The 20,494-nt window shown below is 70.6% G+C and carries 22 protein-coding genes; 8 read left to right on the top strand and 14 right to left on the bottom strand.

The window, feature by feature from the left end:
* Window position 1: 1 nt before the first annotated feature.
* From tatA to BLA60_RS09615, 5 genes are all read right to left on the bottom strand, one after another.
* On the bottom strand, window positions 2-316 hold the full coding sequence (gene tatA, locus BLA60_RS09595; RefSeq protein ID WP_075132425.1) for a Sec-independent protein translocase subunit TatA: 315 nt from the start codon (window positions 314-316) through the stop codon (window positions 2-4).
* Window positions 309-572 (bottom strand): bacteriophage holin, encoded by a 264-nt coding sequence (locus tag BLA60_RS09600; RefSeq protein WP_075132426.1) that lies wholly within the window; start codon window positions 570-572, stop codon window positions 309-311. The genes tatA and BLA60_RS09600 overlap by 8 nt, the downstream gene beginning before the upstream one ends.
* Before the next feature lie 64 nt (window positions 573-636).
* On the bottom strand, window positions 637-1,629 hold the full coding sequence (locus tag BLA60_RS09605) for a helix-turn-helix transcriptional regulator (protein WP_075132427.1): 993 nt from the start codon (window positions 1,627-1,629) through the stop codon (window positions 637-639).
* Window positions 1,626-2,612 (bottom strand): helix-turn-helix transcriptional regulator, encoded by a 987-nt coding sequence (locus BLA60_RS09610; protein ID WP_075132428.1) that lies wholly within the window; start codon window positions 2,610-2,612, stop codon window positions 1,626-1,628. The genes BLA60_RS09605 and BLA60_RS09610 overlap by 4 nt, the downstream gene beginning before the upstream one ends.
* A gap of 63 nt (window positions 2,613-2,675) precedes the next feature.
* Window positions 2,676-3,377, bottom strand: a complete 702-nt coding sequence (locus BLA60_RS09615; RefSeq protein ID WP_075132429.1) for a TetR/AcrR family transcriptional regulator — start codon at window positions 3,375-3,377, stop codon at window positions 2,676-2,678.
* A gap of 83 nt (window positions 3,378-3,460) precedes the next feature.
* Between BLA60_RS09615 and BLA60_RS09620 the strand changes: the two genes are divergently transcribed.
* The 3 genes from BLA60_RS09620 (at window position 3,461) to BLA60_RS09630 (ending at window position 6,911) form a co-directional block, all read left to right on the top strand.
* Window positions 3,461-5,668 (top strand): MMPL family transporter, encoded by a 2,208-nt coding sequence (locus BLA60_RS09620; RefSeq protein ID WP_075132430.1) that lies wholly within the window; start codon window positions 3,461-3,463, stop codon window positions 5,666-5,668.
* Between the two features lie 99 nt (window positions 5,669-5,767).
* Window positions 5,768-6,742 (top strand): helix-turn-helix domain-containing protein, encoded by a 975-nt coding sequence (locus BLA60_RS45395; RefSeq protein ID WP_075132431.1) that lies wholly within the window; start codon window positions 5,768-5,770, stop codon window positions 6,740-6,742.
* On the top strand, window positions 6,636-6,911 hold the full coding sequence (locus BLA60_RS09630; protein WP_075132432.1) for a DUF397 domain-containing protein: 276 nt from the start codon (window positions 6,636-6,638) through the stop codon (window positions 6,909-6,911). Before BLA60_RS45395 ends, BLA60_RS09630 begins: the two co-directional genes overlap by 107 nt.
* Before the next feature lie 3 nt (window positions 6,912-6,914).
* Here BLA60_RS09630 and pafA read toward each other — a convergent pair whose 3' ends face one another.
* From pafA to arc, 7 genes are all read right to left on the bottom strand, one after another.
* Window positions 6,915-8,273: a Pup--protein ligase gene (gene pafA, locus BLA60_RS09635; RefSeq protein ID WP_075132433.1), complete on the bottom strand. Its 1,359-nt coding sequence runs from the start codon at window positions 8,271-8,273 to the stop codon at window positions 6,915-6,917.
* 104 nt (window positions 8,274-8,377) lie between these two features.
* Window positions 8,378-9,148 (bottom strand): proteasome subunit alpha, encoded by a 771-nt coding sequence (prcA, locus tag BLA60_RS09640; protein WP_075132434.1) that lies wholly within the window; start codon window positions 9,146-9,148, stop codon window positions 8,378-8,380.
* A gap of 42 nt (window positions 9,149-9,190) precedes the next feature.
* The gene (gene prcB, locus BLA60_RS09645; protein WP_075132435.1) at window positions 9,191-10,069 is read right to left on the bottom strand and encodes a proteasome subunit beta; all 879 of its coding nucleotides are present in this window, start codon (window positions 10,067-10,069) and stop codon (window positions 9,191-9,193) included.
* Between the two features lie 72 nt (window positions 10,070-10,141).
* Window positions 10,142-10,336 carry a ubiquitin-like protein Pup gene (locus BLA60_RS09650; protein ID WP_075132436.1) on the bottom strand — a complete coding sequence of 65 codons (195 nt, stop codon included), beginning with the start codon at window positions 10,334-10,336 and terminating at the stop codon, window positions 10,142-10,144.
* Between the two features lie 59 nt (window positions 10,337-10,395).
* Entirely contained in the window at window positions 10,396-11,904 is a 1,509-nt protein-coding gene (dop, locus tag BLA60_RS09655; RefSeq protein WP_075132437.1) for a depupylase/deamidase Dop, read from the bottom strand.
* A 24-nt stretch (window positions 11,905-11,928) separates the two neighbouring features.
* Window positions 11,929-12,873: an aldo/keto reductase gene (locus tag BLA60_RS09660; RefSeq protein WP_075132438.1), complete on the bottom strand. Its 945-nt coding sequence runs from the start codon at window positions 12,871-12,873 to the stop codon at window positions 11,929-11,931.
* Between the two features lie 4 nt (window positions 12,874-12,877).
* Window positions 12,878-14,695 carry a proteasome ATPase gene (gene arc / locus BLA60_RS09665; RefSeq protein WP_075132439.1) on the bottom strand — a complete coding sequence of 606 codons (1,818 nt, stop codon included), beginning with the start codon at window positions 14,693-14,695 and terminating at the stop codon, window positions 12,878-12,880.
* 274 nt (window positions 14,696-14,969) lie between these two features.
* Here arc and BLA60_RS43090 point away from each other — a divergent pair, with 274 nt between their 5' ends.
* The 4 genes from BLA60_RS43090 (at window position 14,970) to BLA60_RS09685 (ending at window position 17,598) form a co-directional block, all read left to right on the top strand.
* Window positions 14,970-15,707, top strand: a complete 738-nt coding sequence (locus tag BLA60_RS43090; protein WP_075132440.1) for an Rv0361 family membrane protein — start codon at window positions 14,970-14,972, stop codon at window positions 15,705-15,707.
* Between the two features lie 171 nt (window positions 15,708-15,878).
* Window positions 15,879-16,514 carry an Rv0361 family membrane protein gene (locus tag BLA60_RS09675; protein ID WP_075132441.1) on the top strand — a complete coding sequence of 212 codons (636 nt, stop codon included), beginning with the start codon at window positions 15,879-15,881 and terminating at the stop codon, window positions 16,512-16,514.
* Window positions 16,515-17,009 (top strand): hypothetical protein, encoded by a 495-nt coding sequence (locus tag BLA60_RS09680; RefSeq protein ID WP_075132442.1) that lies wholly within the window; start codon window positions 16,515-16,517, stop codon window positions 17,007-17,009.
* Window positions 16,999-17,598 carry a hypothetical protein gene (locus BLA60_RS09685; protein WP_154814235.1) on the top strand — a complete coding sequence of 200 codons (600 nt, stop codon included), beginning with the start codon at window positions 16,999-17,001 and terminating at the stop codon, window positions 17,596-17,598. Before BLA60_RS09680 ends, BLA60_RS09685 begins: the two co-directional genes overlap by 11 nt.
* Before the next feature lie 8 nt (window positions 17,599-17,606).
* Here BLA60_RS09685 and BLA60_RS09690 read toward each other — a convergent pair whose 3' ends face one another.
* Window positions 17,607-18,452 (bottom strand): tRNA (adenine-N1)-methyltransferase, encoded by an 846-nt coding sequence (locus BLA60_RS09690; RefSeq protein WP_245811898.1) that lies wholly within the window; start codon window positions 18,450-18,452, stop codon window positions 17,607-17,609.
* A 140-nt stretch (window positions 18,453-18,592) separates the two neighbouring features.
* Between BLA60_RS09690 and BLA60_RS09695 the strand changes: the two genes are divergently transcribed.
* A complete protein-coding gene (locus tag BLA60_RS09695; protein ID WP_075132444.1) occupies window positions 18,593-19,333 on the top strand; it encodes a hypothetical protein in 741 nt (246 codons plus the stop codon).
* Window positions 19,334-19,343: 10 nt separating this feature from the next.
* Here BLA60_RS09695 and BLA60_RS09700 read toward each other — a convergent pair whose 3' ends face one another.
* Window positions 19,344-20,471, bottom strand: a complete 1,128-nt coding sequence (locus tag BLA60_RS09700; RefSeq protein WP_084734779.1) for a site-2 protease family protein — start codon at window positions 20,469-20,471, stop codon at window positions 19,344-19,346.
* Window positions 20,472-20,494 lie beyond the last annotated feature (23 nt).

Consider the following 20,494-nt stretch of genomic DNA (forward strand, 5'->3'; position numbering starts at 1 on the left):
CTCAGCCGGCGTTCTTGTTCTGCTGTGACTGCTCAGCCGGATGCGTGCCGTTGACCTGCTGGGAGGTGTTGGGCACCGGCGGCTGGGACTGCGGCAGCTGCGCCTGAGGCTGAACGGTCGCCTGTGCCGTCGGCGTCTGGGTGGTGGTCTCGGCGGTGTCGCCGTCGTCACCGCCCCGCATGCCCTTGGTCTCCTCCTTGAACGCCTTGGCCGACTTGCCGATCGAACGCGCCATCTCCGGCAGCTTCCTGGCCCCGAAGAGCAGGACGATCACGCCAGCGATGATCAAGAGCTCGGGCACACCCAAACTACCCACGGTATTCCTCCTGTCTCCCCCGGCGCACCGATGGTACGTCAACCGGGGTGTGCTTCACCCGTGCGCGGGTCTCCTTGATCGCAACCCGCAGCGCGGCTGACCGCGCCTTGAGGTGGCCGGTCCGGTCGCTGAGCCGGGCGTTGGACGCCGACGCGACGGTCCCGAACCGGCGGACGTGCCGCAGGCCCCGGATGACCAGCGCACCGAGCAGCGCCAACCCCACGACGACCACGACGATGGCCGGCAGGTACGACATCACAGTTCACACCGTAGTGGCCAGGTGCCCTCCGTGGGGACGACGCCACCCTGCTTTTGTCCGATCACGGGGTAACGGCCAGCTGTCCGGCGCGTTCCAGGGCCCGTCTGGCCCGCTCGCGCAGGCCGGCGGCCAGCGAGCGCGGCTGTTCGACGACCACGTCCCCGCCCAGGCCCAGCAGCAGGCGCACCATCCACGAGTGGTCGGCGTAACGCATCCGGATCCGCAGCCGGCCGTCGTCGAGCTCGGTGACCCGTTCGACCGGGTAGTACTCGGAGATCCAGCGCGCGTCCGGGGCCAGCACCAGCTGGGCGACCTCGTGGTCGGGCCGCTCGCGGAACAGGCCGGCGGTGGTGTCGGTCTGCTCGGCGTAGGGCGGCGGCGCGGCCGGTTCGGCCAGTTCGGTGACGTCGTCGATCCGGTCCAGCCGGAACAACCGCACCGCCTCGGCCCGCCGGCACCAGGCCTCCAGGTAGCTGCGGCCCTCGACGATCAGCAGTCGCATCGGGTCGACCGTGCGCTCGGTGACCTGGTCCTTGGACGCGGTGTAGTAGGTCATCCGCAGCGCGCGACCGTCGGTCAGCGCGCCCTGCACGACCCGCCGTGACCGGGCCGTGGTCTCGCCCTCGCGCACCCCGAGGCCGACGGCGACGCCGGCCGGCCGGGCCTGCCCGGCGGCCGCCTCGATCTTGGCGACGGCGCGGCGCACCGCGTCGGCGTCGGCCGCGCCTGGACCGTCGGCCACGCCGGGGGCGTCCAGCAGCGCGCGCAGGGCGACCAGCAGGGCCGAGGCCTCGGTGCCGGTCAGCCGCAGCGGGCGGCTCATGCCGGCGTCGAAGCTGACCGAGACGGTGTCGCCCTCGAAGGACAGGTCGATCAGGTCGCCGGGGCCGTAGCCGGGCAGCCCGCACATCCACAGCAGTTCGAGGTCCTTGCGCAGCTGACGGGCCGGCACGCCGAAATCGGCGGCGGCCTCGTCGACCCGGATCCCCGGCCGGGCGATCAGGTAGGGCACCAACGCCAACAGGCGCGGCAACCGGTCCTGCGACGAACTCACGTCCCCTCCCCACTCCCTCCGGCGGCCGCAGCCAGCAGCCGCTCGTGCACGGTCTTGCGCAGGATCTCCGGCTCGATGACCAGGGCGTCCTCCCCGTAGCCGGCGATCCAGCCGGCCGCCGAATCGGGGTGGTCGAGGTCCAGTTCGAGCAGGTCACCCTCGGTGTCGTCGATGGTCTGCTCGCCGACGACGGTGGCGTGGCGGCGCAGGCCGGCGGCGCGCCGCTTGGCCACCCACAGCCGCACGGTCGTGGTGTCCGGCGGGCTGTCGCCGCTGTGTGAGACGAAGTCGAGCAGGTCGACGTCGGTCGGCCGTTCGACCACGCCGTTCGGGCCGAACGCGGTGACCTCGCCGACGATGCGGGTCAGCCGGAAGCAGCGCGGCGCGTCCCGGTCGCGGTCGTGGCCCACGACGTACCAGCGGCCGCGCCAGGACACCACGCCCCAGGGTTCGAGGGTGCGGGTGCGCAGCTCGGCCGGCGAGGGCCGGCGGTAGTCGAAGCGGACCGCCCGGCCGGACTGGACGGCGGCCAGCAGCGGCCCGAACGCCGGCTCGGTGGTGCGGACCTTCGGCTCGACGACCGAGGGCACGCCCTGGTCGACGTCGACACCGGCGGCCCGCAGCTTGAGCAGCGCGCCGGCGGCGGCGCCGGTCAGCTCCGGGGAGTCCCACAGCCGCACGGCCAGGGCCACGGCGGCGGCCTCGTCGGGCCGCAGGTCGATGTCGCCGAGCTCGTAGTCGCGGCGGGCGATGCGGTAGCCGTCGTCGGCGTCCACGGCCCGGTTGCGGCCGAACTCCAGCGGAATGCCCAGGTCACGCAGCTCGGTCTTGTCGCGCTCGAACATCCGGAAGAACGCCTCGTCGGACGGCGCGTCGGCGTAGCCGGCCACGATCGCGCGAATGCGCTCGGCCGGCAGGTACTGCCGGGTGGACAGCAGGCACAGCACGAGGTTCACCAGTCGTTCGGCGCGCGCGACGGACACGTTTCGAACTCTAGCCCGACTGGTTCCCGGCGTTGCCGGCAACTCGCCCACGGGTCGCGACTCCTACCGGGTGAGGGTGCGCATCTCGTCGGTGAGCAGGTTCTCCTGGGCCGGGGTCAGGCCGCTGGCGGACAGCCCGTGGGCGAAGGTGACCATCGACTGGACGAGGGCCTCGTCGCGGATCTCGGTGGGCAGGTCGCGCAGCGGGCCGTCGAAGAGCACGGCGAGCCCGTGGACCATGGCCCAGGCGGTGTACTCGGCCATGCGGCGCCGCTCCTGGCTCAGGTAGCCGACGGCGACCAGTTCGTCCAGCGAGCTGAGCAGCAGCTGGAACGGGTTGTTGGGCGGGCGGTCCTCCTCCTCCAGGAACTCGCTGGTGGAGCCCTCCCAGAAGAAGACCGTGCGGAACAGGCCGGGCCGGGAGCGGGCGAAGCTCACGTAGCCCCTGCCCAGCGCGGCCAGGCTGCCCAGGGCGTAGCGGACCGGGTCGGAGGACTTCGGGCGCGCGGCGAGTTCCTTGGTCATCGCGTCGGTCAGCTCGGCCAGCGCGCGGTCCTTGGCGGCGCCCAGCAGTTCGTCCTGGCCGGCGAAGTGCCGGTAGGCGGCGGTGGGCGTGACCCCGACCATGCGGGCGGCCGCGCGGATCGACACCGAGTCCGGGCCGCCTTCGGCCGCGAGCGTCGCGGCGGCGGTGACCAGGGCGTTCCGCAGGTCGCCGTGGTGGTACGGGCGCTTGCGCGCCGTCGCCGACCCTGAGGATTCCATGAGACCGATGTTGACACCAGTCAACATGCGTGACAAGTTAACAGGCGACAAGTTTACGGCTGTACACATCAAGGGGAGTCCTCATGTTCAGTCGGTTGGGGCGCTTCGCCGCCCGCCGGGCGCGCACGATCCTCGTGCTGTCAGCGCTGGTGGTCGTGGCCGCGGGCGCCCTCGGCTTCACCGCGTTCGGCAAGCTCCAGACCGACGGGGGCTTCGCCGACCCCGCCTCGGAGTCCAGCCAGGCCCAAGAACTGGTCGACCAGGAGTTCGGCGGCGGCACCGACGTCGTGTTCCTGATGAGCGCCGGTGACGACAACGGTGACGACACCGGTGACGGCGGTGTCGACGACCCGGCCGCACGCTCGGCCGGCGCCGCGCTCAGCGAGCGGCTGGCGGCCGACCCCGCGCTCACCGACGTCGCGTCCTACTTCACGACCGACGCGCCGGCGATGCGCTCCGAGGACGGCCGGCACGCCATCGCGGTCGCCGCCCTCACCGGCGACGCCGGCGACGAGGCCGTGCTCGACCTGCGCGAGCGCTACGGGACCAGCGAGGGCGACCTGACGGTCACCGTCGGCGGACCCCAGGCCATCGGCACCGACATCGGCGACCAGGTCGGCGGCGACCTGGCGGTGGCCGAGACCATCGCCGTGCCGATCATCATGGTGCTGCTGGTGATCGTGTTCGGCAGTCTCGTGGCCGCGCTGCTGCCGCTGGTCGTCGGCCTGATCGCGGTGGTCGGCACGTTCGCGGTGCTGTCGGTCATCGGCTCGGCCACCGACGTGTCGATCTACGCGGTCAACCTGACCACCGCGCTGGGCCTCGGCCTGGGCATCGACTACGCGCTGCTGATGGTCAACCGCTTCCGCGAGGAGCTGGCCAGGGGCTCGGACACGGCCACCGCCACCGCCCGCACCGTCGAGACCGCCGGCCGCACCATCATGTTCGGTGCGGTGACCGTCGCCGCCGCGCTGGCCACCCTGCTGGTCTTCCCGCTCTACTTCCTGCGCTCGTTCGCCTACGCCGGCATCGGCGTGGTGCTGATCGCGATGATCAGCGCGCTGGTGGTGCTGCCGGCCGTGCTGGCCGTCCTGGGCCACCGGGTGAACTCGCTGCGCCTGCCGTCGGCACGGCGCTCCCCCAGCTCGGTCTCGCAACGCTGGGCCAGGATCGCCGGCAAGGCGATGAGCCGCCCGGTGCTCACCGGCGCGCCGGTGGTCATCCTGCTGCTGCTCGCCGCGATCCCGCTGCTGCGCGTCGAGTTCGGCACCCCCGACGAGCGGGTCCTGCCGGAGACGACCGACGTGCGCGTCGTCGGCGACACCCTGCGGGCCGAGTTCGCCGGCGACGAGTCCCGGACCATGCGGCTGGTCACCCGCGACCGGGCCGGCGAGACGGAACTGGCCGACTACGCCCAACGCCTGTCCGAGGTCCCCGGCGTCGAGTCGGTCACCACCAGCACCGGCACGTTCGCCGCCGGAACGGCCGTCGCGCCGGGCAACCCCGCGCTGACCTCGGAGTCCGGCCGCCACCAGCTGACCGTCCTGACCACCCACGACGGGCACTCGGCGCAGGGCCAGGACCTGGTCGGCACGGTCCGCGCCCTGCCCGGCCCGGACACGCTGGTCGCCGGGCCGGCCGCGCAGCTGGTGGACAGCAAGGACGCCATCGCCAGCCGCCTCGGCCTGGCGGCCGGCCTGATCGTACTGACGACGTTCGTGCTGCTGTTCCTGTTCACCGGCAGCGTGTTGCAGCCACTGCGGGCGCTGCTGTTCAACGTGCTGGGCCTGTCGGCGATCCTGGGCCTGATGGTGCTGGTGTTCCAGGAGGGCTGGCTGTCGGGCTGGCTCGGCTTCACCCCGCTGCCACTGGACACCAGCATGCTGGTGCTGCTGTTCTGCCTGGTCTTCGGCCTGTCGATGGACTACGAGGTGTTCGTCCTCGGCCGGATCAAGGAGATGCACGACCTGGGCGCCGACCAGCGCACCGCCGTCACCCAGGGCCTGTCGCGGACCGGCCGGCTGATCACCATGGCCGCCGTGCTGCTGGCGGTGAACCTGCTGGCCTTCGGCACCAGCGGCGTCAGCTTCATCCAGCTGCTGGGCATCGGGTCGGGCCTCGCGATCCTCATCGACGCCACGGTCATCCGGGGGATCCTCGTCCCGGTGGGGATGCGCCTGCTCGGCCGGGCCGCTTGGTGGTCGCCGCCGTTCCTGCGCCGCCTGCACGACCGCGTCGGCCTGCGGGAAAGCCACGACCCGGCGCCCGACCGCGAGCTGACCAGGGTCTGACCGTTCCCGGGGCGGAAAGGAAGGTGGCACCATGCGCCGATGGGGTGGAGTTCGGGTGAGGGTGCGGGTGTCTGCGGGATTGTGGCCTAGCTTGGCCGCATGCAGATGCGTCACTCGTCTGCCGCGTACCGGGATCTGGGCCGGTTGCTGCGGGAGACACGGAAGAAGTCGGGGCTCTCGTCCGAGCGTCTGGCGAAGAAGATGGGCTGGCCGTTGACCACGATCTCGCGGATGGAGAACGGTGGGCGGGTCTCGTCCACCACCGACGTGATCCAGTTCGCGGTCTCCTGCGGCCTGAAGGCCGGAGCGGAGCTGGATCGGCTGATCGAGTTCACCAGAATGGCCGAACTGGACCGGGGTTACTACCTGTCGGACGCCCGGATCGGCGGCTCACTCCAGTCCCTGATCCTCTACGAGTCCTCGGCCGAGTCCTCGACCATCTACGAACCACAGGTGATTCACGGACTGTTGCAGACACCCGCCTATGCTCGCGCGCTCATAGCCGCCCTGAACGCCAACATCTCCGAGGATCGTGTGTCAGCCGCGATCCTTACCCGGATGCAGCGGCGGCGGATCCTGTCGGTGCCCGATTCCGCACGGTTCACCTTCTACTTCCACGAGAACGCACTGCGGCTGCAGGTTGGCACCGACAAGATCATGCACGAGCAACTACTGCACATTGTGCTCACGGCTGCATTGGACCGTGTCACGGTGCGGATCGTGCCCAGTTCGACCGGCGAGCGATGCGCGTTCGGTGGCCCGTTCCAGTTGATGGAGTTCGACCGACACCGCCCGATCGTGTACCTGGACAATTTCCGCGTTGGTGGTCTGATCCTCGACGACTCCGACCACGTGTGCAGCTATGGCGAACTGGTGCCCACGCTCGATGATCTAGCACTGGATGAGGGACAATCTCGGGAGTTCGTGGCCAGTCTGGCCGACGAGTTCGACCGAGGGAGTCAACGGAGTGGCGCAGTCGGCTTGGCGCAAGAGCAGCTACAGCGGCGGCGAGGGAACGAGCTGCGTGGAGGTCTCCTGGCACAGGAGCAGCCACAGCGGCGCCTCGGGGTCTAGCTGCGTGGAGGTTGCGTGGCACAAGAGCAGCTACAGCAACGACGTGGGATCGGCCTGTGTGGAGGTGGCGTGGAGTGACGGGGTGCTGGTTCGCGACTCCAAGCACCCCGCCGGGCCGGTGCTGAGCGTTCCTGTGAACGCCTGGCACCGGCTCCTCACGTCCCGCTGACCGCTACAGCGACGCGATCAGGCGTTCCACCCGCTCGTCCACCGCGCGGAACGGGTCCTTGCACAGCACGGTGCGCTGCGCCTGGTCGTTGAGCTTGAGGTGCACCCAGTCGACCGTGAAGTCCCGGCCGGCCTGCTGCGCGGCGGCGATGAAGTCACCGCGCAGCTTCGCGCGGGTGGTCTGGGGCGGGGTGTCCTTGGCGGCCTCGATCTCGCCGTCCTCGGTCACCCTGGCCACCAGGTCCTTGCGCTGGAGCAGGTCGAAGATGCCCCGGCCCCGGCGGATGTCGTGGTAGGCCAGATCCAGCTGGGCGATCCGGGGACTCGACAGCTCCAGGCCGTGCTTGGCCCGGTAGCGCTCCACCAGCCGGTGCTTGATCGCCCAGTCGATCTCCCGGTCGATCCGCGACAGGTCCTGCGCCTCCACGGCGTCCAGGGTGCGGCCCCACAGCTCGATCACCCGCTCGGCCACCGGGTCCGGGGAGCGCTTCGCGACGTGCTCCACCGCGCGGGAGAAGTACTCGCGCTGGATGTCCAGCGCCGAGGCCTCCCGGCCGCCGGCCAGGCGGACCAGGCGCCGGCCGGTCAGGTCGTGGCTGATCTCGCGGATCGCGCGGATCGGGTTGTCCAGGCTGAAGTCCCGGAACTGGACGCCGTCCTCGATCATCTCCAGGACGAGGTTGGCGCTGCCGACCTTGAGCAGCGTCGTCGCCTCGGCCATGTTCGAGTCGCCGACGATCACGTGCAGGCGCCGGTAGCGCTCGGCGTCGGCGTGCGGCTCGTCGCGGGTGTTGATGATCGGCCGCGACCGGGTCGTCGCCGACGACACGCCCTCCCAGATGTGCTCCGCCCGCTGCGACAGGCAGTACACCGCCCCGCGCGGGGTCTGCAGCACCTTGCCGGCACCGCAGATCAGCTGACGGGTCACCAGGAACGGCAGCAGCACGTCCGCGATCCGCGAGAACTCACCCGCCCGGGTGACCAGGTAGTTCTCGTGGCACCCGTACGAATTGCCCGCCGAGTCCGTGTTGTTCTTGAACAGGAAGATGTCGCCGCCGATGCCCTCGTCGGCCAGCCGCCGCTCGGCGTCGACGAGCAGGTCCTCCAGGATCCGCTCGCCCGCCTTGTCGTGCGTCACCAACTGCACCAGGTCGTCGCACTCCGCCGTCGCGTACTCGGGGTGCGAGCCGACATCCAGGTAGAGGCGCGAGCCGTTGCGCAGGAAGACGTTCGAGGAACGACCCCAGGACACCACTCGCCGAAACAGGTACCGCGCGACCTCGTCCGGGCTCAGCCTGCGCTGGCCGTGAAACGTACAGGTCACGCCGAACTCGGTTTCGATGCCGAAGATCCGCCGCTGCATTTCCTTAGCCTAGGCCTTCCTTGCCGCAAGATGCCGTGACCGCTCCGAGGTGAGATGAACGCGTCATGCACCTGTCAGCGGGACAATATCCATCTTCCAGCAGATCAGGACTCCTCAGAACCCTTTTCGGGCTTCGGATCCACCGGCTCGCCCTCGGTCGCCTCGTCCGACTGGTCGGCCTCGGCCGGCAACAGGGCCGCCAGCGCGGCGCCCTCGATCCGCCGGAACGCGCGCCGCGGCCGCGACCGCTCCAGCACCGCGACCTCCAGCTTCCCGACGCCCTGACCGTTGTCGCCGTTGCCGCTGGTGCCCGAGGACAGCGCCTTGACCGCGAAAAGCACCGCCTCCCGCAGCGACATGCCCTCCTGGTAGGTCTCCTTCATCGTGCTGGAGATCGGCTCGACCTGGCCGCCCATCGCCAGGAACTGCGGCTCGTCGACGATCGAACCGTCGTAGGTCAGCCGGTAGAGCTGGTCGCCCTCGGGCGTCGCGCCGACCTCGGCGACACAGATCTCCACCTCGAACGGCTTGAGCTGGTCGGTGAACATCGACGCCAGCGTCTGCGCGTAGACGATGGCGAGCTGCCTGGCCGAGACGTCCCGAGGGTCGTTGGCGTAACCCCACAGGTCGACGTGCCGGATACCGCCCCGGCGCAGGCTCTCGTACTCGCTGTGCCGCCCGGCGGCCGCGAACCCGATCCTGGCGTAGATCTCCGACACCTTGTGCAGCGCCGTCGACGGGTTCTCGGCCACGAACAGCACGCCACCGCTGTACTTGAGCGCGACGACGCTGCGACCCCGAGCGATGCCCTTGCGGGCGTATTCCGAGCGGTCGCGCATCAACTGCTCGGGCGAGGCGTACAGCGGCATGGTCACGGTGGTGGCTCCTCGGTTCGCTCGGGTGGGTGGGGAATCGGATCAGCCGCGCGGCTGGCTGGACCGCGCGGTGACGACGGACTCGGCCACCTCGGCGGCCTCCTCCTCGGGCAGCTGCACGGCGCCGTCGGCGGCGGTGATCGTGACGACGCTCGGGTAGATCTTGCGGGCCAGGTCCGGCCCACCGGTCGCCGAATCGTCGTCGGCGGCGTCGTAGAGCGCCTCCACCGCGTGCCGGATGGCGGTCGCCGCGTCGCTGCCCGGGTCGTAGAGCTTCTTGAGTGCCGACCGGGCGAACAGCGAACCGGAACCCACCGAGTGGAACCCGGCGCGCTCCTCGTAACGCCCGCCGACCACGTCGTAGGACACGATCCGACCGGCCTTCGCCGGGTCCTGCGCGTGCAGGTCGAAACCGACGAACAGCGGCAGCACCGCCAAGCCGGCCATCGCCACGTCGAGGTTGCCGCGCACCATCGTGGCCAGCTTGTTGGTCTTGCCGTCCAGCGACAGCGAGACACCCTCGATCTTCTCGTAGTGCGACAGCTCGAGGGTGAACAGCTTGACCAACTCCACGGCCAGGCCCGCGGTGCCCGCGATGCCCACCGCCGAGTAGTCGTCGGTGACGAACACCTTCTCCATGTCCCGCTGCGCGATCAGGTTGCCCGAGGTGGCCCGCCGGTCACCGGCGATGAGCACACCCCCGTCGAAGGTGACCGCCACGATCGTGGTGCCGTGCGGCGGCTGCGGATTCAGTTCCGAGGCGTGCCGCGCCCGGACCGGCTCGCCCACCCCACCGAGGTTGCCCGGCAGTAGGTGTGGCGCCTGCGCGCGGAGGAAGTCGGTGAAGGAGGACGTCTCGGCCGTCAGGTAGGCAGCCGGAAGTGTTGCGCCTGGCATGGCGCGTGACGGGGTGTGTTCCATGCCTGCTTTCGTTCCTGGATCTACGGATGTCGCGGGGTGGTGCTGGGTGCGGCGGGCCTGCCTGCCGCGGACCTACTGACCGCCCTTCTGGACGTAGGCACGGACGAAGTCCTCGGCGTTCTCCTCGAGAACGTCGTCGATCTCGTCGAGGATCGTGTCGACGTCCTCGCCGAGCTTCTCCCTGCGTTCCTGACCAGCCGGGGCGGCACCGTCGACATCGTCGTCGCCGTCACCGCCACCTTGGCGCTGGGTCTGCTCCTGGGCCATGTCGCCTCCCGGATCGGGATTGTCTGTCTCAAGATTACCGGCGGGGACCGACAGTGTCGCTAACGTCGGGGATTGCCGGTCAGGGCGTCTACCAGTTCCTCAGCGGTGGCCGAGACCTCCAACAGCTCTCCGACATGCGACTTCGTCCCCCGGAGGGGCTCCAGGGTCGGGATCCGGACCAGCGACTCCCGGCCCAGGTCGAAGATCACCGAGTCCCACGAGGCGGCGGCGATCGCCGTCGGGTACTTCTCCAGGCAACGACCACGGAAGTAGGCCCTGGTGTCCAGCGGCGGGGTGGTGATCGCCGCGGTCACCTCCTCCTCGGTGACCAGGCGTTTCATCGAGCCACGGGTGACCAGCCGGTTGTACAGGCCCTTGTCCAGCCGCACGTCCGAGTACTGCAGGTCGACCAGGTGCAGCCGGGGCGAGGACCAGCCGAGGCCGTCGCGGGCACGGAAGCCCTCCAGCAGGCGCAGCTTGGCCGGCCAGTCGAGCCGGTCGGCGCACTCCATGGGGTCCCTGGCCAGGGCGTCGAGGATCTCGCCCCAGGTGGCCAGCACGTTCAGCGAGACCTCGTCCTGCTCGGTGCGGTCGAGGTTCTCGGCGATCAGCTCGCGGTAGGCGTTCTGCAGGTCCAGGCCGGTGTACTTGCGGCCGTTGGTCAGCTCGGCGGTCGCCTTGAGCGTCGGGTCGTGGGAGAACGCGTGCACCGCGCGGACCGGGTCGGCCAGCTTGAGGTGGTCGAACCGCAGGCCGCTCTCGATCATGTCCAGGACCAGGGCGGTCGTGCCGACCTTCAGGTACGTCGACGTCTCGGCCAGGTTCGCGTCGCCGATGATGACGTGCAGCCGGCGGTACTTGTCGGCGTCGGCGTGCGGCTCGTCGCGGGTGTTGATGATGCCGCGCTTGAGCGTGGTCTCCAGGCCGACCTCGACCTCGATGTAGTCGGCGCGCTGGGACAGCTGGAAGCCCGCCTCCTCGCCGGCCACCCCCAGCCCGACCCGCCCGGACCCGCACACGACCTGGCGGGACGCGAAGAACGGGGTCAGCCCGGCGATCACCGAGGTGAACGGCGTGCTGCGGGCCATCAGGTAGTTCTCGTGGGTGCCGTAGCTGGCGCCCTTGCCGTCGACGTTGTTCTTGTACATCTGAAGGCGCGGCTGGCCGGGGACGGTGGCCGCGCGCATCGCGGCCTCCTCCATGACCCGCTCCCCCGCCTTGTCCCAGATCACCGCGTCCCGGGCGTTGGTGACCTCGGGGGCGGAGTACTCGGGGTGGGCGTGGTCGACGTAGAGGCGCGCGCCGTTGGTGAGGATGACGTTGGCCGCGCCGAGGTCCTCGACCTCGGGATCCGACGGCGGCACGCCCGGCGCCCCGAGGTCGAAACCGCGCGCGTCGCGCAACGGCGACTCGACCTCGTAGTCCCACCGCGCCCGGCGTGCCCTCGGGATGTCCGCGGCGGCGGCGTAGGCCAGTACCACCTGGGTGGATGTCAGTACCGGGTTGGCGGTGGCATCTCCGGGGACGGCGATGCCGTACTCGACCTCGGTGCCCATGATCCGACGCATGTGACCCAGCCTACGGGGGTCCGGTCATGCCCAGGCGAGGGCGGCTCGATCGCTCCAGTAGGACTCCGGGTCCATCACCAGCCCGGTCAGGGCGGTGGCCTCGGCGACGACCTCCGGCGGCACCGTCAGGGCCGCCAGATTGCTCCGCAGCTGCCCCGTGCCGGCGGGGCCGAACAGCACGGTGTCGACCCACGGTTGGCCCAACGCGACCGCCAGCGCGAGCGCGTCCGGACGAATCTGGTTACTCTCCGCAATCGCCGCGAGGGGGCCGGGAGGGGCCACCGCGAGGCGTCCGTTGGCCAGAACTTCCTTCACCATGACTCCAGCCCCGCTCCAGTGCGCCTCCATCAGGGCCGGTCCGGCGGACCTTTCGAGCACGTTCCAGGTGGACTGCACGGACGTGAACACCCGCTCCCCGTGACGCTCCAGCGCCAACGCCCGGCGCACGGTCTGTGCCTGCCGAGGGCCGGAGGTGGAGAAGCCGACCCGCACCGGCAGCGCCGCCAGGGCGTCCTGCAGGGCCAGGTCGTCGAACAGCGGGCTGTCCTCGGTCAACGAGTGCACCTGGTAGAGGGTCAGCCGATCGCCCAGCAGGCCGTGACTCTGCGTCCACTGCGTGCGGAAACGGGTGAGGGAGTGCTCCTTGACCTCGTGCACCGGCGCGTCGAGCCGCCAGTCGCCCACGTAGGCGTAGCCCCACTTGCTGGAGACGGTGACGTCGGCCGGCGCGCGGTCGGCCAGCCAGCCGGCCAGGAACTCCTCGGCCAGGCCGTAGGAGCGGGCCGCGTCGACCTGGCGCACGCCGGCCGCGTACGCCTCGTCCAGGACAGCCCAGGTCGCCGCGCGCATCGCCTCGACGGACCGGTCGGCCGGCAGCTCGCCCCGGCCGACGTTGATGTAGGCGGGACGGCCGAGGGCGGCGAGCCCGAGCGCGATGCGCCCGATGCCCGCCGCCCTCGCGTGCGCCATCGGTCTACAGGTACTGACCGGTGTTGGTCGCCGTGTCGATCGCCCGCCCGGACTCCTGGTTCTTGCCGGTGACCAGCGTGCGGATGTACACGATCCGCTCGCCCTTCTTGCCGGAGATCCGCGCCCAGTCGTCGGGGTTGGTGGTGTTGGGCAGGTCCTCGTTCTCCGCGAACTCGTCGACGATCGCGTCCAGCAGGTGCTGCACGCGCAGGCCGGGCTGCTTGGTCTCCAGCACCGACTTGATCGCCGCCTTCTTCGCCCGGTCCACGATGTTCTGGATCATGGCGCCGGAGTTGAAGTCACGGAAGTAGAGCACCTCCTTGTCCCCGTTGGCGTAGGTGACCTCCAGGAACCGGTTGTCCTCCGTCTCCTCGTACATCCGCTCGACCGTGTGCTGGATCATCGCGTCGATCGTGGCCCTCGGGTCGCCCCGGAACTCGGCGAGATCCTCGGCGTGGATGGGGAGGTTCTGAGTGAGGTACTTGGAGAAGATGTCCCTGGCCGCCTCCGCGTCCGGCCGCTCGATCTTGATCTTGACGTCCAGCCGGCCGGGTCGCAGGATCGCCGGGTCGATCATGTCCTCCCGGTTGGAGGCACCGATCACGATCACGTTCTCCAGGCCCTCGACACCGTCGATCTCGCTGAGCAGCTGGGGAACGATCGTCGTCTCCACGTCCGAGGACACACCGCTTCCTCGGGTGCGGAAGATCGAGTCCATCTCGTCGAAGAACACGATGACCGGCGTACCCTCCGAGGCCTTCTCCCGCGCCCGCTGGAAGATCAGCCTGATGTGCCGCTCGGTCTCGCCGACGAACTTGTTCAGCAGCTCGGGACCCTTGATGTTGAGGAAGTACGACTTCGCCTCGGAGGCGTTGCCGTCACCCCGGCTGGCCGCGACCTGCTTGGCCAGCGAGTTCGCCACCGCCTTGGCGATGAGCGTCTTCCCACAGCCGGGCGGACCGTAGAGCAGCACACCCTTGGGGGGCCGCAGCTCGTACTCCCGGAACAGCTCGGCGTGCAGGAACGGCAGCTCGACCGCGTCGCGGATCTGCTCGATCTGCCGGAACAGGCCACCGATGTCCTCGTACCGGACGTCGGGCACCTCCTCCAGCACCAGGTCCTCGACCTCGGCCTTGGGCACCCGCTCGTAGGCGTAGCCCGACTTGGAGTCGACCAGCAGCGAGTCGCCCGGTTTGAGCGTCGCCTCCCGCAGCGGGTCGGCCAGCCACACCACACGCTCCTCGTCGGCGTGCCCGACGACCAGCGCCCGCATCGGCCGGACGTCGTTGTCCGCCTCGGCCAGCAGTTCACGCAGCGTCGACACCTCGCCGATCCGCTCGAACTCACCGGCCTCCACGATCGTCAGTGCCTCGTTCAGACGCACCGACTGCCCGCGGCGAAGCTCGCCGACCTCGACCGCGGGGGATGCCGCGACCCGCATCTTGCGGCCCGCGGTGAACACGTCCACCGTGCCGTCCTCGTGACCGGCAAGGAACACGCCGTACCCACTGGGTGGTTGGGCGAGGCGGTCCACCTCCTCGCGCAGGGCCAACAGCTGGCTCCGCGCCTCACGCAACGTCTCGACCAGCTTGGCGTTACGCTCTGTCAGCTGGCTGACCCGCTCGGACGCCTCTGCCAGGCGCTGCTCGAGCAGCCGTGCGTGCCGTGGCGAGTCCGTCAGCTTCCGGCGTAGCAGCGCTACTTCCTCTTCGAGGAACCGGATCTGGGCGGTCTCCGACGGTTCGTGCCCAGAAGCCGGCTCCGGTCCAGCGCCGTGCTCGTCGGCCTCCTCTGGCCGACCACCGGGACGATCGTGCTGCATGTCGGCACCTCCTCCCGTCAACTGTCTTACCACCACGGTACCGGTGAAGACCGACAAGAGAAGAGCATCCACGTCTCGGAACGGTCGTGTCATCTGGCCGAAACAGCGTTCGCCGGCCGTCCGGCGGCGGTAGATTGCGCCATCTCAGCGAGGGGTGGAACCACTCACCCGCTACGGTGCGTCAGAACCGGGCGACCACCGTGCCAGTTCGCCGGCACATGTCGTCCACACCAGACTCGGCGATCGACTCGCCGTAATTAAGGAGAAGTATCCGATGTCGCAACCGCCGCAGCAGCCAGGCCAGTGGGGAGGGCAGCCGGGCTACGGTCAGCAGCCGGGCCCGCAGTCTGGCGGCTTCCCGCAGCAGGGCGGTTTCCCACAGCAGGGCGGCTACCCGCAACAGGGCGGCTACCCCCAGCAGGGCGGCTACCCGCAACAGCAGCAGCCGGGTGGCTTCCCGCAGACCGGTCCGCAGCCCCAGCAGTCGGGTGGCTACGGGCAGCCTGGCCAGTTCGGCCAGCAGCCGGGTGGCTACGGCCAGCCGCAGGACCCCTACGGCTACGGTCCCCAGGGCCCGCAGCCCAAGAACAAGATGCCGTGGATCCTCGCCGGCGGCGGCGTGGTGGTCATCGCGGTCGCGATCGTGCTGATCTTCACGCTCGGCGGCGGTGGTGGCGGCGGCGACACCGGCAGTGCCCAGGGCCTCGCCGAGTCCGCGGTCACCGCGTTCAACGACAAGGACACCCAGGCTCTCACCGACATGGCCTGCAACGCGAGCCAGAGCGACGTCGAGGGCACCATCGACCCGGAGTCGATGGGTGTGCCCGAGGGCATCGAGGTCAGCGCCGAGCTCGGCAAGGTCGAGGAGAGCGGTGACAAGGCCACCGCCGAGATCACGATGAAGCTGTCCGGCGACCTGCCTGAGGGCGTCCCGGAGGAGGCGGCCCAGGTCAAGATGACGCTCAAGATGGCCAAGAAGGACAGCGACTGGTGCGTCGAAACGATCTCCTGATCGCCGTGTGACCCGCGTGTTCGCCGCCGGGACCGATCGTGGTCCCGGCGGCGAACGCCTGTTCGGGGGCCGGCGCCGGGGACTGACATACGATGGCCGCCGTGGGAACGGGTCGGTCGCCGGCTCCGTCCAGTTCAGGAAGGCACCACCGATGAAGGAGTTCGGGGCGAGATGACCTATCCACCACAGCAGCCCGGCCCCGCCGGGCAGGATCCCTACGGTCGCCCGCCCCAGCAGCCCCACCAACCCCAGCAGCCCTACGGCCAGCAGCCGCCCCCGTACGGCGGGCAACCCCAGCAGCCCTACGGCGGTGGGAGTTCCTACCAGGGCCTTGGCAGCTTCGGCCCCGCCGGGCCGCCGCAGGGACCGCCGGCCAGGGGCAACAACCGCCTGGTCATCACCATCGTGCTGATCGCCGTGCTGGTGCTCGGCGGCGGCGGTGCCACGTTCTTCATCCTGAACAAGGACGACACGGCGAGCGCGACCAACAAGCCAGAGGACGTCCGCGACGCCTACATGACCGCCTACGAGACCAAGAGCTTCGACGACGTCGTGGGCAACGCCTGCTCCGGGTACAAGTCCGAGTACGGGACCGACACCAGCACGCTGGAGAACGAGCTCTCCCCGTTCACGATCGAGGCGAAGGCCGACGGCGAGCCGGAGGTCTCCGGGAACCGGGCACGGGCCAACATCAACCTCGAGCTGTCCGGCAACGGCAAGGAACAGACCGCGCGGATCTACATCGACATCGTCCAGGAGGGCAGCGAGTGGAAGTTCTGCGGCGAGGGTGAAGTCAAGGGAGGGTAATTGATCTTCGACCGGCCGCTCGTCCGGCGGGCCGGGATGATCGCCGTTCTGCTGCTCACCGCGGCGCTGATCCTCGGCGGGCTGGGGTTCGGCGTCTACCTGCTGGTCAGACCCTCCTCACCCGAGGACAAGGCCGCGCCGCCGCCGGCCACCTCCACCCCCTCCCCCACGACACCGCGGACCGAGCCGGAACCGGGACCTGACACCGGCTCCGGCTCGACGCCTGTCCGGCGCCCCGACCGCGCCGACCCGCGCGCGGTCGTCGGGGACTACCTCGCCGCCGTGAACGACCGTGACGAGGACACCGCGAGGTCGTTGACGTGTCAGGAAACCGACCCGGGCACACTGTTCGAGGTCATCGAGGGCCGCCAGGCGCTGCTCGGCGAGGTCGAGGTGATCGGCGAGACCGCGGCCAACGCCGCGGTGCGGGTCGGGGACGACGAGACCGCGTTGCTGCTGGAGAACCGGAAGGACGGCTGGTGCGTTGCGATCTGAAGAGTCAGCTGACGAGCCAACAGAGGACAAGCCCGAGCAGGTGAGCGGGGACACCCCGACGACCGGCCGCAGACGGGTCGTGCTGGTGACCGCCGCCGCGGTGGCGCTGCTCGTGGTCGCCGGCCTGACCGTGTTCCTGCTGACCAGGCCCGCCGACGAGGCCCCGGAGGACACCGCGCAGGACCCACCGGTGCCGACGATCTCCGAGCCGCCGGAGTCGACGCCGGTCTCCGTGCCGGCACCGCCCACCGGCGGGGTCGCCACCGGCGGCGGCGCGACCGCCGTACCGGGGCCGCCGCCCCCCACCGACGAGCAGGTCGCCTCGGCCAGGGAGGTCATCGACCAGGCCATCGCCGCCATCAACTCCCAGGACGTCGCCGCGATGGCCGCGCTGGCCTGCGACCCGGCGGCGGTCGGCCAGCCGGAGGACGTGCAGCCGGGGGTCACCGCCGAACTGGCCGAGAACCCGAAGATCGAGGGCGACAAGGCCACCGCGCAGGTCAAGCTGACCATCGAGGGCGCCCCCGAGCCGACCGTGGTGCCGCTGCCGCTGCAGAAGCGGGACGACGGTTCCTGGTGCGTGCCCTGACCGGGCGGTCAGCCGCGCTGCGCCCGGCGCTGCAACCTCGGCGGGGTCACGCCCTCGGCGAGGCGCCGGGTGGTCAGCACGAACGCCGTGTGCGCCACCATCCGGTGCTCCGGGCGCACCGCGAGGCCCACGACGTGCCACGGGCGCATCAGGGTCTCCCAGGCCTGCGGCTCGGTCCAGCACTGCTGCTCGCGCAGCGCCTCGGTGACCTTGGACAGCTGGGTCGTGGTGGCCACGTACACCACGAGCACGCCACCGGGAATGACGCTGGCGGCCATCACCGGCAGCATCTCCCACGGCGAGAGCATGTCCAGCACCGCCCGGTCGACCTCGCCGTCGACCGCCGGGTCGTAGGCGGCCAGGTCGGCCAGGCGCAGGTCCCAGTTGGCCGGGCGCTCGCCGAAGAACGTGGTCACGTTGCGTTCGGCGTGCTCGGCGTGGTCGGCGCGGACCTCGTAGGAGGTGACCGTGCCCTCGGGGCCGACCGCGCGCAGCAGCGAGCAGGTCAACGCGCCGGACCCGGCGCCGGCCTCCAGCACGCGGGCGCCGGGGAAGATGTCGCCCCACATGATGATCTGCCCGGTGTCCTTCGGGTAGATCACCTGGGCGCCCCGGGGCATGGACAGCACGTAGTCGGCCAGCAGCGGGCGCAGCACGAGGTAGGAGGTGCCGCCGACCGAGGTCACCAGCGAGCCCTCCGGCTGGCCGATGACGTCGTCGTGGGCGACGGCGCCCCGGTGGGTGTGGTACTGCGCTCCCGGGGTCAGCACGAGCGTGTAGTGCCTGCCCTTGGGATCGGTGAGTTGTACCCGGTCACCCACCCGGAACGGGCCACTGGCCCTGACCTCGCCCACACTGCTCCTCATCATCGCGTCCGGTATCCGCGCTGCCGCGTTCGGGTGATCGTCGCAGACACCCGGCCGGGGCTGAATGGGGGTACCGGCACTACTCTGTCGGCGCCGAAGCCGCGACATTGCGCGCACCAGGGGAGATCATGACGTATCCGCCACAACAACCAGGTCCCTACGGTCAGCAGAACCCGTGGGGCCAGCAGCCCCAGGGCCAGTTCCCGCCCCAGCAGCAGCCGCCGTCCCAGGCTCCGCCGTGGCTGTCCGGTGACCCGGGTGGGTTTCCCTCGTTCGAGCCCGACCCGAAGAAGTCACGCGGCGGCCTGATCGCCGTGATCATCGTCGTGGTGCTGCTGGTGCTCGGCGGTGGCGGGGTGGCCGTGTGGCTGCTGATGGACAAGGACAAGAAGGACGACACCGGCGGCGGTGGCGGCGGCAACACCGGTGACGACGCCCGCACGGTCGCCGAGAACTACGTCGGCGAGTTGCAGGTGACGCTCAACACCAAGCTCGCCGACATCGACCTGTCCACGATGGAAGGCCTGACCTGCGCCGAGGACTTCGAGCGGATGGAGAAGGAGATCGGCGACTTCCAGGACAGCGGCGAGGCGGACGGGGCGCCGGGCGACATCAAGCTCGTCATGAAGGACTTCGAGTCCACCGAGGAAAAGGGCTCGTTCACCATGGCGCTGACCATCGGCGGCAGCGACGGTCCCGACCAGAAGATGACCATGGGCAAGGAGGACGGCGCCTGGAAGGTCTGCGGGCTCTACTCCTCCGGCTCGTCCGAGGAGCCGTCCTCGACCGAGGAGCCGTCGGAACCGTCGGAGCCGTCCGGGGAGGCACCCAACACGGGCGCGCCGCCGAACCCGATCCCCACCAGCTGAGCGGGATCTCCTAGCCGGAGTGGCCGGCCAGGCCGGCGCGCAGGTCCTCGCGACGCAGCACCCCGGCCGGCCGGCCCTCCTGGTCGACCACCAGGAACTGCCAGGCCGGGGTCTCCTGGACCCGCTCGACGATGTCCTCGCCGGCCTCGGTGTCCAGCAGGACCGACTCCGGGCGGATCGGTTCGGCGGCCAGTTCGGCCGGGGCCATCGGCGAGCGCTGCGCCAGCCGCTCGGCGGCGAACGGGTCCAGCAGGCCGGCGGCCACCCCGTCGGCCCTGACCAGCACGACTCCCCGGCCGGCGGCGGCGCCCAGCGCGTCGGCCACCGGGCTCTCCGCCGGCAGTTGCAGGATCGGCCGGGTCAGGTCGGCGAGGGTGAGGCCCTCGGGCCACATCCGCCGCTGGTCGGCCGCCAGCTCACCGCGCGCCCCGGAGGCCACGAACCACGCGGTCAGCGCGCACACACCCAGCCGCAGCCACCGGTCGGGGCTGTCGGTGGCCAGGCCCCACATGGCCCACAGCATCAGCAGCCCGGCGACCAGCCAGCCGCCGACCACCGCCACCCTGGTGGCGACGCCGCGGTCGCCGACGACCGCCCACACCCCGGCCCGCAGCATCCGGCCGCCGTCCAGCGGCAGGCCGGGCAGCAGGTTGAACACGGCGACGGCGACGTTGGCCACCGCGCACTCCAGCACCAGCAGCCACACCGCGCCGTCGGCCGGCATGAGCAGCAGCACGATCCCGCAGGCCCCGGCCAGCACCGCCGAGACCGCCGGACCGGCGGCGGCGATGACACCCTCGTGGGCCGGGCGGCGGGGGGTGCGGCTGATCTCGGCCAGGCCGCCGAGCAGGAACAGCCGCAGCCGCCGGACCGGGATCCCCAGGTGCAGCGCGACCACGCAGTGCCCGAGCTCGTGGGCCAGGACCGACGCGCCGAGCAGGACGGCGAACGCGGCCGCGAGCAGGATGGAGACCACCGCGTCGGCCTGCGGCAGGAACCGTTCGACCAGCGGCGCGTAGAGCACGATCACCGCGACCGAGCCGAGCCACCAGGACGGCGAGAGCAGCACCGGTACCCCGCGGAACCGGAACAGCAGCAGGCCGCCGTCACGGTCGGCGTTCCAGCTGGGGTCGGTCATCCCACGAAGCCTAAGTGCCCTGA

The sequence above is a fragment of the Actinophytocola xinjiangensis genome, from assembly GCF_001921215.1.
Lineage (GTDB): Bacteria > Actinomycetota > Actinomycetes > Mycobacteriales > Pseudonocardiaceae > Actinophytocola > Actinophytocola xinjiangensis.

Excerpts from the sequence above, each read along its gene's own strand:
- BLA60_RS09620 (WP_075132430.1), top strand. The coding sequence starts at position 3,461 with ATGTTCAGTCGGTTGGGGCGCTTCGCCGCCCGCCGGGCGCGCACGATC.
- BLA60_RS43090 (WP_075132440.1), top strand. The coding sequence starts at position 14,970 with ATGTCGCAACCGCCGCAGCAGCCAGGCCAGTGGGGAGGGCAGCCGGGC.
- arc (WP_075132439.1), bottom strand. The coding sequence starts at position 14,695 with ATGCAGCACGATCGTCCCGGTGGTCGGCCAGAGGAGGCCGACGAGCAC.
- BLA60_RS09675 (WP_075132441.1), top strand. The coding sequence starts at position 15,879 with ATGACCTATCCACCACAGCAGCCCGGCCCCGCCGGGCAGGATCCCTAC.
- BLA60_RS09650 (WP_075132436.1), bottom strand. The coding sequence starts at position 10,336 with ATGGCCCAGGAGCAGACCCAGCGCCAAGGTGGCGGTGACGGCGACGAC.
- dop (WP_075132437.1), bottom strand. The coding sequence starts at position 11,904 with ATGCGTCGGATCATGGGCACCGAGGTCGAGTACGGCATCGCCGTCCCC.
- BLA60_RS09695 (WP_075132444.1), top strand. The coding sequence starts at position 18,593 with ATGACGTATCCGCCACAACAACCAGGTCCCTACGGTCAGCAGAACCCG.
- pafA (WP_075132433.1), bottom strand. The coding sequence starts at position 8,273 with ATGCAGCGGCGGATCTTCGGCATCGAAACCGAGTTCGGCGTGACCTGT.
- BLA60_RS45395 (WP_075132431.1), top strand. The coding sequence starts at position 5,768 with ATGCAGATGCGTCACTCGTCTGCCGCGTACCGGGATCTGGGCCGGTTG.
- BLA60_RS09615 (WP_075132429.1), bottom strand. The coding sequence starts at position 3,377 with ATGGAATCCTCAGGGTCGGCGACGGCGCGCAAGCGCCCGTACCACCAC.
- BLA60_RS09600 (WP_075132426.1), bottom strand. The coding sequence starts at position 572 with ATGTCGTACCTGCCGGCCATCGTCGTGGTCGTCGTGGGGTTGGCGCTG.
- BLA60_RS09700 (WP_084734779.1), bottom strand. The coding sequence starts at position 20,471 with ATGACCGACCCCAGCTGGAACGCCGACCGTGACGGCGGCCTGCTGCTG.
- prcB (WP_075132435.1), bottom strand. The coding sequence starts at position 10,069 with ATGGAACACACCCCGTCACGCGCCATGCCAGGCGCAACACTTCCGGCT.
- BLA60_RS09660 (WP_075132438.1), bottom strand. The coding sequence starts at position 12,873 with ATGGCGCACGCGAGGGCGGCGGGCATCGGGCGCATCGCGCTCGGGCTC.